Source organism: Clostridium sp. SM-530-WT-3G (genome assembly GCF_012843905.1).
Classification (GTDB): Bacteria; Bacillota; Clostridia; order Clostridiales; family Clostridiaceae; genus Clostridium.
In genome coordinates this window covers 1-11,025 of record NZ_JABAGC010000063.1, presented here as the reverse complement: position 1 = coordinate 11,025, position 11,025 = coordinate 1, and the positions used below count along the sequence as shown (strand labels likewise).

10 protein-coding genes are annotated in these 11,025 nt (G+C 30.4%); 1 reads left to right on the top strand and 9 read right to left on the bottom strand.

Annotated features, from left to right (window positions below; genetic code table 11):
- From HF850_RS14785 to xylB, 8 genes are all read right to left on the bottom strand, one after another.
- Positions 1-278: MarR family transcriptional regulator (locus HF850_RS14785; protein WP_169106195.1), on the bottom strand; the 278-nt coding region annotated here is incomplete at its 3' end.
- Positions 279-480: 202 nt separating this feature from the next.
- Positions 481-1,905 carry a glycoside-pentoside-hexuronide (GPH):cation symporter gene (locus HF850_RS14780; protein WP_169106194.1) on the bottom strand — a complete coding sequence of 475 codons (1,425 nt, stop codon included), beginning with the start codon at positions 1,903-1,905 and terminating at the stop codon, positions 481-483.
- Positions 1,906-2,070: 165 nt separating this feature from the next.
- Positions 2,071-3,024, bottom strand: coding sequence for a transketolase family protein (locus HF850_RS14775; protein WP_169106193.1), 954 nt, complete (start codon positions 3,022-3,024; stop codon positions 2,071-2,073).
- Positions 3,025-3,870 (bottom strand): transketolase, encoded by an 846-nt coding sequence (locus HF850_RS14770; RefSeq protein ID WP_169106192.1) that lies wholly within the window; start codon positions 3,868-3,870, stop codon positions 3,025-3,027.
- A 2-nt stretch (positions 3,871-3,872) separates the two neighbouring features.
- Positions 3,873-4,529 (bottom strand): fructose-6-phosphate aldolase, encoded by a 657-nt coding sequence (gene fsa / locus HF850_RS14765; RefSeq protein ID WP_169106191.1) that lies wholly within the window; start codon positions 4,527-4,529, stop codon positions 3,873-3,875.
- An 18-nt stretch (positions 4,530-4,547) separates the two neighbouring features.
- Positions 4,548-6,026, bottom strand: coding sequence for an L-fucose/L-arabinose isomerase family protein (locus tag HF850_RS14760; RefSeq protein ID WP_169106190.1), 1,479 nt, complete (start codon positions 6,024-6,026; stop codon positions 4,548-4,550).
- Between the two features lie 19 nt (positions 6,027-6,045).
- Positions 6,046-6,660 (bottom strand): DUF4867 family protein, encoded by a 615-nt coding sequence (locus HF850_RS14755; protein WP_169106189.1) that lies wholly within the window; start codon positions 6,658-6,660, stop codon positions 6,046-6,048.
- Positions 6,661-6,672: 12 nt separating this feature from the next.
- A complete protein-coding gene (gene xylB, locus HF850_RS14750; RefSeq protein ID WP_169106188.1) occupies positions 6,673-8,142 on the bottom strand; it encodes a xylulokinase in 1,470 nt (489 codons plus the stop codon).
- A 179-nt stretch (positions 8,143-8,321) separates the two neighbouring features.
- Between xylB and HF850_RS14745 the strand changes: the two genes are divergently transcribed.
- Entirely contained in the window at positions 8,322-9,344 is a 1,023-nt protein-coding gene (locus HF850_RS14745) for a LacI family DNA-binding transcriptional regulator (protein WP_169106187.1), read from the top strand.
- A gap of 146 nt (positions 9,345-9,490) precedes the next feature.
- On the opposite strand, the gene ascB is transcribed toward HF850_RS14745, so the two are convergent.
- On the bottom strand, positions 9,491-10,924 hold the full coding sequence (gene ascB, locus HF850_RS14740; protein ID WP_169106186.1) for a 6-phospho-beta-glucosidase: 1,434 nt from the start codon (positions 10,922-10,924) through the stop codon (positions 9,491-9,493).
- Between the last annotated feature and the right edge of the window lie 101 nt (positions 10,925-11,025).

Genomic DNA, 11,025 nt, shown 5'->3' with positions numbered 1-11,025 from the left:
CTGTCATCTTCCTTTGTTCTATACTTTTCTATAAGTCCCATAGACTCAAGTTTTTTTAATACTGGTGTAAGAGTACCAGAATCTAAGTGAAGCTTTTTTCCAAGCTCTTTAAACACTATCTTTTTTTCTTCCCATATTACTAGCATTGCAACATACTGAGTATATGTAAGATTTAATTTATCAAGATAAGGTTTATATAATTTTATTATTTCTCTTGATAGCGCGTATAGTGGAAAACAAAGCTGATTATCTAATTTTAAAACATCATATTTATCCATAACAACCTCTATCATTTAATGATTTAAAATTTAATCAAATAAAATTTAATTTTATTCAACCGATAATTTAATTATAACTATATTTTTTTTATTGTCAATAATAAAACTTTAATTTCTTTTTTTATTTTTCTCGATATTTTAAAAACTATTCACCAAATAATCAAAAAAGATACTGAATTAAACAATCCAGTATCTTTTTAAATTAAATTTCTGTTTTATTACTTAATCTTCTTTCCTCTAAATCTTTTTGAATTGTTGGATATAATTTATCTATTCCCATGAATAGATACCATATAATTAAAACCATAGCCGTTATTATTAAAGGAAGATATAAGAATAATGTTTTTATTGCTATAATAGCAGAAGCTGATTGTACTAATGCTGTACCATCATAGTGACCTAATGCTAATATCCAACCTAAAGCAGCTGTTCCTAATCCAGTACCAAATTTCATTCCAAAACTTGTAACACTATATGTCAAACCTTCTTCACGTACTCCATCTTTCCATTCACTATATTCTACAACATCTCCTACTACTGCAAATAAACAAGAATATAATGCTGCTTGACCTATACCTTGAAATACTGATCCAACATATATCATAAGAACATTAGTTGGTGATAATATTGGTATTACAAATCCTATTGCATAGAATATGTATCCTGAAAATAACACTTTTATCTTTCCGACTTTTTTAGTAAACATCGGCATAATCATCATTGCTAATATTGTTGGTATATAATTAAAAATTGTTATAGAGCTATTTATCATTTCATTTCCAAGAATATACTTTGCATAATATATTCTTGAACCACTTGTAAGTGCTAAAGATATATATATAATACAAAATGCTATAGTTAATAATATAAAATACTTGTTTTTGCAAAGAATTTTAAATGTTTTTAATGGATGAGTTTTTTGTTTATTTTGACTTTCTTTTTTAACAATAGGTTTATATCTCTCTCTTGTTCCTACAAATGTTGTTGTAAATGCAATAAATGCAATTATAGCATATATTATACTCATTGTAGTCCAAGCCTTTTGATTTCCTCCAAAATGGCTAACTATTGGTATTGTAACAACATTTATTACTAGTTGAGCTATCATTGTTAATGTAAAACGTATAGAATTCATTGTGTTTCTATCATCTTGTTCTACTGTTACTAATGAAAGCATTGTATTATAAGCTAAGTTATTTGCTGTATAACATACTGCAGCCATAAAAATATATACAATAAGAAGATATATCATCTTTTTTGTATCACTCATATTAGGAATTGAGAATATCATAACCAAACTAATTGCTAGTGGTGGTGCACTTAATAATACCCATGGTCTAGCTTTTCCCCATTTTGTATTAGTTTTATCTATAAGAATTCCCATGAATAAATCTGAAACACCATCAAATACTCTTGCTATTAACATTACTGTTCCAAGTATACCTGCTGATAACCCTGCCACATCAGTGCAATATATTAATAGAAAGGATGCTACTGTAGTCCAAACTAAGTTAGCACCAACATCTCCCACTCCATAACATAATTTTTCTCTTAAAGATACTTTTTCACTTTTCAAACTAGATTTAATATTCAATGATTGTATACTTTCTTGTGCATTAATATCCATATTAAATTCCTCCTATACATCTCCTTTAAAATGTAAACCTTTACTTTGACGTTGCAAAATTACCATTTGCATATTAATCTTATTATTATACTTTACTCTAGTTCTTTGCTAAATATAAAACATAACTTTATAAGTTATGTTTTATATTTAATTTTATTTAAGTTATTATTCTAGAAGTTGTTTAACTACTTCAATAATGTTATCTGCACATAGTCCAAATTGATTTAATAAATCCTTAGCTGGTCCTGAATGACCAAATTCATCATTTACACCTATCTTTTTAATAATAACTGGATTTACTTGAGATAAATATCCACTTACTGCATCGCCTAATCCCCCAATTATTGAATGCTCTTCACAAGTTACAATCCTTTTACAATCTTTAGCTGCATTTAAAATAAGCTCTTCATCTAATGGTTTTATTGTACATATGTTTATAACACGTGCATTTATTCCTTCTAATTTTAATCTTTTAGCTGCTTCAACTGCCTCATTCACCATAATTCCTGTAGCAATAATAGCAACGTCATTTCCATCTTTTAAAATTTCACCTTTACCAATTTCAAATTTAAATTTATCTTCATCATGAAAAACTGGAACTGCCATTCTTCCAAAACGTATATATACAGGCCCATAATATTCATATGCTGCTTTTACAGCTGCTCTAGCCTCAACATCATCTGAAGGTGATAATACTACCATTCCTGGGATACTTCTCATTAATGCAAAATCTTCACAGCATTGATGACTAGCTCCATCTTCTCCTACAGATATACCACCATGAGTAGCCCCTATCTTAACATTTAAATGTGGATATGAAATAGTATTTCTAATTTGTTCAAATGCTCTTCCTGCTGCAAACATTGCAAATGTACTTACAAAAGGAACAAGGCCCATTGTACTCATACCAGCTGCTACACAAACCATATTTTGTTCTGCAATACCACAATCAAAATGGCGATCATTAAATTCTTTTTTAAATATACTTGTTTTTGTAGCCGCAGCAAGATCAGCATCTAAAACTACAAGATTGTTATTTATTTTGCCTAACTCAACTAGTGCATTTCCATAACTATCACGAGTAGCAATTTTTTTTATTTCATTTACTTGTGCTGTCATCTATCTAGCCTCCCATCTTGCATACTCTTCAGACAATTCTTTCATAGCCTTATCATATTCTTCTTTATTAGGTGCTTTTCCATGCCATCCTACTTGGTTTTCCATAAATGACACACCTTTTCCCTTAATAGTTTTCATGACTATTGCAAATGGTTTTCCCATAGTTTTTCTAGCTAATTCAAATGCTTCTTCCAATTCATTAAAGCTATGTCCATTTACTACTTTTACTTCACATCCAAATGCTTTTAATTTTTCTACTATTGGGTAAGGACTCATTACCTCATCTATTTTTCCATCTATTTGTAATCCATTATTATCAATAATTACACAAAGATTATCTAATTTATAATGAGTAGCAAACATAAGAGCTTCCCAAACTTGCCCTTCTTCTATTTCTCCGTCTCCTAAAAGAGTATAAACTCTACAATCTAAATTTCTATATTTAGCTCCCTTAGCCATTCCTACAGCTGTTGAAATTCCTTGTCCCAAACTTCCTGTACTCATATCAATTCCTGGTACAGTATTCATATTAGGGTGTCCTTGTAAATAACTATCTATTTTTCTTAAAGTCTTTAAATCTTCTACTTTGAAAAATCCCCTATTAGCAAGTGCTGAATAAAGTCCTGGTGCTGTATGACCTTTAGAAAGAACAAATCTATCTCTATTATCAGCTTTAGGATTTTTACAATCTATGTTCATCTCTTTAAAATATAAATATGTAAACAAATCTGCTGCTGAAAGACTTCCACCTGGATGTCCTGAATGTGCATTGTATACCCCTTCAATTATCCCTTTACGGACATTACATGCTATTAAGCTTAATTCTCTTTCTTCATCTTTTGTCATATTTATTCACCAAATACTTTCTTATAGTCATCTTTAAATTTTTCAATTCCTTGATTAGTAAGGGGATGCTTTACCATTTGCTCTATTACTGAATATGGTACTGTTGCTATATCTGCACCTGCAAGAGCACAATTAGTTACATGTATTGGGTTACGCACAGATGCTGCAATTATTTGAGTATTTATGTTATCATATTTAGAAAATATATCAGCTATTGATCTTACAAGGTTTATGCCTGGTTCAGATATATCGTCTAATCTTCCTAAAAATGGTGATACATAAGTTGCTCCAGCTCTCGCTGCAAGTAATGCTTGGTTTGCTGAAAAAATTAATGTTACATTAGTTTTTATACCTTCACTACTTAGAACTTTACAAGCTTTTAAACCTTCTATTGTCATTGGTATTTTTACAACCATATTAGGATGAATTTTAGCTATTTCACGTCCTTCTTTAATCATTTCTTCTGCATATTCTGTTGTGGCTTTTATTTCTCCACTTATTGGGCCATCTACTATGCTTGCTATCTCAGCAATTACTTCTTCAAATACTCTGCCTTCTTTTGCAATTAACGATGGATTAGTAGTTACTCCACATATAACTCCTGTATCATTTGCTTTTTTTATATCTTCTACGTTTGCAGTATCTAAAAAAAATCTCATATCAAATCTTCCTCTTTTCTATCTATAAAATGGATTTTCAGTTTTATAACGTTCAGATTTTGGTTGATTATAATCTATTTCTTCAACACAAACACCTAAATATTTAAATACTTCATATAATGCTTTTCCATAATGACCAAATGCTACAGCACCATGGTGTGGATAATTTTTTTCTATTAATACGTGACGATAGAATCTACCCATTTCTGGTATAGCAAATACTCCTATAGCTCCAAATGATCTACTAGCTACTGGCAAAACTTCACCGTGTGCTATATATGCACGTAATTTTGAATCCGAAGTACTTTGTAGACGGAAGAATGTTATATCTCCAGGGATTATATCACCTTCTAAAGTACCTTGTGTAACTTCTTCTGGTAAAGATCTAGCCATTATTTTTTGATATTTCATTTCACAGAAAGATAATTTACTTGATGCAGTATTTCCACAGTGGAATCCCATAAATGTATCTTTTAATGTATATTCAAATTTAGATTTTATTTCTTCATCATACATATCTCTTGGAACAGAATTATTTATATCTAATAATGTAACTGTATCGTTACTTACAACAGTCCCTATAAACTCACTAAGTGCTCCATATATATCAACTTCACAAGATACAGGAATACCTTTTGATGTTAGACGACTATTAACATAGCAAGGAACAAATCCAAATTGAGTTTGGAATGCTGGCCAACACTTACCTGCTATAGCAACAAATTCACGAGATCCTTTATGTTCTTCTACCCAGTCAAGTAATGTAATTTCATATTGAGCTAACTTTGATAATATTTCAGGTTTCTTATTTCCTTTTCCAAGTTCTTCTTCCATTTCTTTAACAACACTTGGTATACGCGCATCGCCTTCATGCTTATTAAATGCTTCAAATAGGTCAAGTTCAGAGTTTTCTTCTATTTCTACTCCTAAATTATAAAGTTGTTTAATTGGAGCATTACAAGCAAGGAAATCTTGTGGACGAGGTCCAAATGAAATTATTTTTAAATTTTGTAAACCAATAATTGATTTAGCTATTGGTTCAAATTCATGTATCATATCTGCACATTCACTAGCTGTACCTACTGGATACTCTGGTATATATGCTTTTATATTACGAAGTTTTAGATTGTAACTGGCATTAAGCATACCACAATAAGCATCTCCTCTATCATCTAAAAGCTTATCTCCTCTTTCCTCTGCTGCAGCTATAAACATTACTGGACCACCAAATTCTTTGGCTAATAAAGTTTCTGAAGTTTCTGGTCCAAAGTTTCCTAAATAAACTACTAATGCATTACAGTTTGCATCTTTTATTTCTTTAAGAGCTTGTCTCATATGGATTTCATTTTCTACACATGTTGGACATTCAAATATTTCTCCATATCTTTCCTTATATTCTTGAACAACTGCTTTACGGCGATTTTCTGATAGTGACATTGGAAAACAATCACGACTTACTGCTACTATTCCTATTTTTACTTTTGGCATATTATTCATAATAAAACATCCTCTCTTCTTATAATTCTATATTTATTCCATTTATTCCGTTTACGGCATTACTTATATTTGCATCTTTATGAGCTATAAGCCACTTATTTCTAGCAAATAATAATTCATTTTCTCCTTCTTTAGAAAAAGAATAATCAATTTCTGTATTTGTTCCCTTTGGTAAAACAACTACACACTTAAATCCATTTTCATTAGCATTACAAGGTGCATAATGAAGAGTTGTTGCATATACTTCTATTGCTGTTCCTTCTGGCACTAAAAATGCTTGTATTTTTGAACTATCATATTTAAAATCATCACTTATGTCTTGTTTGAAACCAAGAAGCAATATTAAATCAGTGGCTGCTATATTAATCTCACTATCTCTATGATATTCTAAAGCATTCAATTTATTGTTATGTCCATTGCAGTATCCTATTTGTATTGGCATTCCACCATATACTTCATTAGATAAAACCTTCATATCTTCAGTGTCTTCTAAAGTTTTAACTGAAGCTTCATATACTACTTCCTCGGGACATTCAATATTTTTCATTTTATTTAAAATACTTTTAAATTCATAATTCTTAATTACTCGTCCATACTTTCTAAACTCGTTATCGTTTACACTAAAAATTTTCATGCTATCCCTCCACTATATTAATTCATCATATAATTCTTTTACTGTAGGGTATATTTTCTTAAATTTGCTATATGCAATATCATACTTTGAAACAAGATCCGGATCAGGTTTAACTATTTCAACCACTTTTACGATTTTATCTACTGCATCTTTTACAGTTTTAAATTCCTTACATCCAACTGCTGCTAACATAGCTGCTCCTAATGCTGGCCCTTCTTCAATTGATATTTTTTCTACATTTATATTTAAAACATTTGCAATTATTTTTACCCATAAATCACTTCTAGCTCCACCACCACAAATCTTAGTACTTTCTATTTTAATTCCTAGTGACTTGGCCACCTCAAAGCTGTCTCTAAGTCCAAAAGCAACACCTTCAAGCACTGCTTGAGACATATCTTTACGAGTAGTATCCATACTCATACCTATGAAACATCCACGAGCATTTGGATTATTATGTGGAGATCTTTCTCCCATTAAATATGGTAAGAAAAATACCTTATTCTCACCTAGATTTCTTATATTACTTAATTCTTCATTATATTCTTTTGTTTTTAGTATCTCTTCCATCCACCACTTATTACATGAACCTGCACTAAGCATACAGCCCATCAAATGGTAATTTCCATCTGCATGGTCAAATGAATGTAATGAATTATTTTCATCTACCCCAAACTTTTCAGTGGATATAAATATAGTTCCAGACGTTCCGATTGATATGTTACACGTACCATGTCCAACTGTTCCTGTTCCTATAGCTGCTGCTGCATTATCCCCTGCACCTGCAATGATTTTTACATCTTCATTTAAACCAAGCTCTTTTGCTATTTGAGGTGTTATATTTCCTACCACATCAAAACTTTCAAATATGTGTGGTACTTGTGATTCATTAATTCCACAGATATCTAACATCTCTTTTGACCAACATTTATTCTTTACATCAAATAAAAGCGTTCCTGATGCATCTGATACATCTGTACAAAATACATTACTAAGCTTGTATGCTAAATAGTCTTTAGGTAACATTATTTTGCCTATCTTATTAAAATTATTTGGTTCATTTTGTCTTACCCATAATATTTTAGGTGCTGTAAATCCAGCAAATGCAATGTTAGCAGTATAATCAGACAAAGCTTTTTTACCTACCACATTGTTAAGATATTTAGTTTCTTTATCTGTACGTCCATCATTCCAAAGAATTGCTGGTCTAATTACTTCATCATTTTTATCTAACAGTACAAGACCATGCATCTGACCGCCAAAACTTATTCCTGCAATATTTTCTTTATTAAATGGTTTTATTAGTTCTTTAATCCCTTCAATAGATTGATTATACCAATCTTCAGGATTTTGCTCTGACCATCCATTTTGAGGAAAATACAATGGATATTCCTTTGATACAACATTCTTTATTATCCCATTTTCATCCATTAACAATAATTTTACTGCGGATGTTCCTAAATCAATACCTATATATAACATCTTGACACTCCCCATTCATTTTGTGTTCGAGCACATTTTTATTGTAAACCTATTCAGCATTTTATGCAATACCTTTTTTAATATTTTTTTATTTTTTTGTGCCCAAGCACGGTTTTTGACTTTTATAACAATTTATGATATGTTTACCATATATAAAATCTTATTTTAGGAGTTTTTTTATGGCTACAATAAAAGAAATAGCTGAACTGGCAGGTGTGTCTCGTGGTACTGTAGATCGTGTACTAAATAATAGAGGCATGGTTAACCCTAATACTGCCCGCAAGGTAAAGGAAATTGCAGATGCACTTAATTATAAGCCCAATCGTGCTGCTTTAATTTTAAGTGCTCAAAAAAAGAATATAAAATTAGGTGTAATTTTATTTGGTACTACAAATCCATTCTTTGATGAAGTAAAAAATGGAATTGAAGAAAAGAAAAAAGAACTAGAATATTATAATTGCTCTGTAGAAATTAAATGTATTCCAATGGGGGCTGAATATCAGTTAGAGGCCATCGATTATTTCATAAAAAACGGAATCAACGGAATTGCTCTTTCACCATATAATGATAAAAGAATTGCTGAAAAAATTAATGAATTATTTGATATGAATATACCTGTAGTTACTTTAAATACAGACATTGAAGGATCTAAACGAATAGCCTATGTTGGAAGTAATTATTATCTTTCTGGAAAAACAGCTGCTGGATTAATGAATTTAGTGACTAAAGGTGAAGTTAATGTTGGTATTGTTAGTGGTTCTGAAAATGTTATGTGTCATAGCGAACGTATTGAGGGCTTTAAAGAATGTATTGCTAAAAATTATACTAATATTAAAATTATAAATACTATTTATAATGATGATGATGACATTAAAAGCTTTGAAATAACCTCAGAATTAATAAAAAACAATAATATTAATGCGTTATTTTTTGTTGCTGGTGGAGTATATGGTGGTTGTCGTGCTGTAATATCTGCTAACAAACAAAATTCTATTTCAATTATTGCCTTTGATAATGTACCAACTACAAAAGAAATGCTTGATAAAAATATAATAAAGGCTACAATTTGCCAACAGCCAGAAATACAAGGTTCCAAGCCCCTAGATATACTATTTGATTATTTATCTACTGGAAGTTTACCTAGTAATGAGCTAAATTATGTTTCGGCAGATATTCGTATTAAAGAAAATATGAATTTTTAATTATAATATAACAGTTTCTTTATGTCATACTTATATAAAAAGGACTGTGCACTAATTATTTAGTGCGACAGCCCCATTTTTTGTAAGTCTTATAACTACAATAATTATTGAATTATATTTATAAAACACGCTCAATTATTATATTTTTATTCTAAATCTTCACCATTAGAGCTTATAACTTTTTTATACCAGTCAAAACTCTTTTTCTTTCTTCTTTCTAAAGTTCCATTACCTTCATTATCTTTATCAACATATATGAAGCCATAACGTTTTTTCATTTCTCCTGTAGATGCTGAAACTAAATCTATACATCCCCATGGTGTATAACCAATTAAGTTTACTCCATCTAAAACAGCTTCTTTCATAGCTGCAATATGTTGTCTTAAGTAATCAATTCTATAATCATCATTTATAGAACCATCAGCTTCAACAACATCATTTGCACCTAAGCCATTTTCAACTATGAATAAAGGTTTTTGATATCTATCATGAAGACTGTTACAAGTTATTCTTAATCCATCCGGATCTATTTGCCATCCCCATTCTGAAACTTTAACATATGGATTTCTCACCGACTTAAATGCATTTCCTGCAGTTTTTCCTTTTAATACTTCTGGATCTGTAGATGCACATCTACTTGCATAATAACTGAATCCAATGAAATCAACTGTATTTTCTTTTAAGATTCTTTCATCATCTTCTTCCATTACTATATTAATGTTATTTTCTCTAAAGAGTCTCTTTGCATAACCTGGGTATTCACCTCTTGATTGAACATCTATAAACATAAGATTCTCTCTATCTTTTCTCTTAGCTTCCATTACATCCTTTGGATTACATGTATATGGGTAGAACTCTCCTGCTGCAAGCATACATCCAACCATTGAGCCTGGAATGATTTCATGAGCAAGTTTTGTAGCTAATGCACTTGCAATTAATTCATGGTGCGCTGACTGATACATAACTTGAAGTTTATTATCATCTTCAGTGAATCTAACTCCAGCTCCCATAAATGGTAAGTGTAATATCATATTTATTTCATTGAAAGTCATCCAATACTTAACTTTATCTTTATATCTTTCAAATATTACTTTACAGTAGTTTAAGTAGAAATCTACAAACTTTCTATTCTTCCATCCTCCGAACTTTTCTATAATTCCAATAGGAGTATCAAAGTGACATATTGTAACTACTGGTTCAATATTATTTTTTATCATTTCATCAAACATTGAATCATAGAATTTTAAACCTTCTTCATTTGGCGTTTCTTCATCTCCATTTGGAAAAATTCTTGACCATGCTATAGATATTCTAAGACATTTAAATCCCATTTCAGCAAATAAAGCTATATCTTCTTTATATCTATGATAAAAATCTATTGCTTCATGTGATGGATAATATTCATCATCTTTTATTTTTAATTCAGGGATATTTCCTTTCATTACGCTTACTCTATTTTCACCTGCTGGACAAAGGTCAACTGTAGTTAATCCCTTTCCACCATCTCTATATCCACCTTCACATTGGTTTGCAGCTAAAGCTCCTCCCCATAAAAATCCTTCTGGAAAATCTAATTTCATTTCATATCCCTCCGTTTTTCTATAGATAGTGTAAAGTTGTTTACACTACGCTTTTTAATTTTTCTTTATATTTCAAGGGTTCCGACCGTTTTTTTGTATAA

Coding starts and splice junctions, on each gene's coding strand:
- fsa (WP_169106191.1), bottom strand. CDS start 4,529: ATGAGATTTTTTTTAGATACTGCAAACGTAGAAGATATAAAAAAAGCA.
- HF850_RS14770 (WP_169106192.1), bottom strand. CDS start 3,870: ATGACAAAAGATGAAGAAAGAGAATTAAGCTTAATAGCATGTAATGTC.
- HF850_RS14775 (WP_169106193.1), bottom strand. CDS start 3,024: ATGACAGCACAAGTAAATGAAATAAAAAAAATTGCTACTCGTGATAGT.
- HF850_RS14780 (WP_169106194.1), bottom strand. CDS start 1,905: ATGGATATTAATGCACAAGAAAGTATACAATCATTGAATATTAAATCT.
- HF850_RS14760 (WP_169106190.1), bottom strand. CDS start 6,026: ATGAATAATATGCCAAAAGTAAAAATAGGAATAGTAGCAGTAAGTCGT.
- HF850_RS14745 (WP_169106187.1), top strand. CDS start 8,322: ATGGCTACAATAAAAGAAATAGCTGAACTGGCAGGTGTGTCTCGTGGT.
- ascB (WP_169106186.1), bottom strand. CDS start 10,924: ATGAAATTAGATTTTCCAGAAGGATTTTTATGGGGAGGAGCTTTAGCT.
- xylB (WP_169106188.1), bottom strand. CDS start 8,142: ATGTTATATATAGGTATTGATTTAGGAACATCCGCAGTAAAATTATTG.
- HF850_RS14755 (WP_169106189.1), bottom strand. CDS start 6,660: ATGAAAATTTTTAGTGTAAACGATAACGAGTTTAGAAAGTATGGACGA.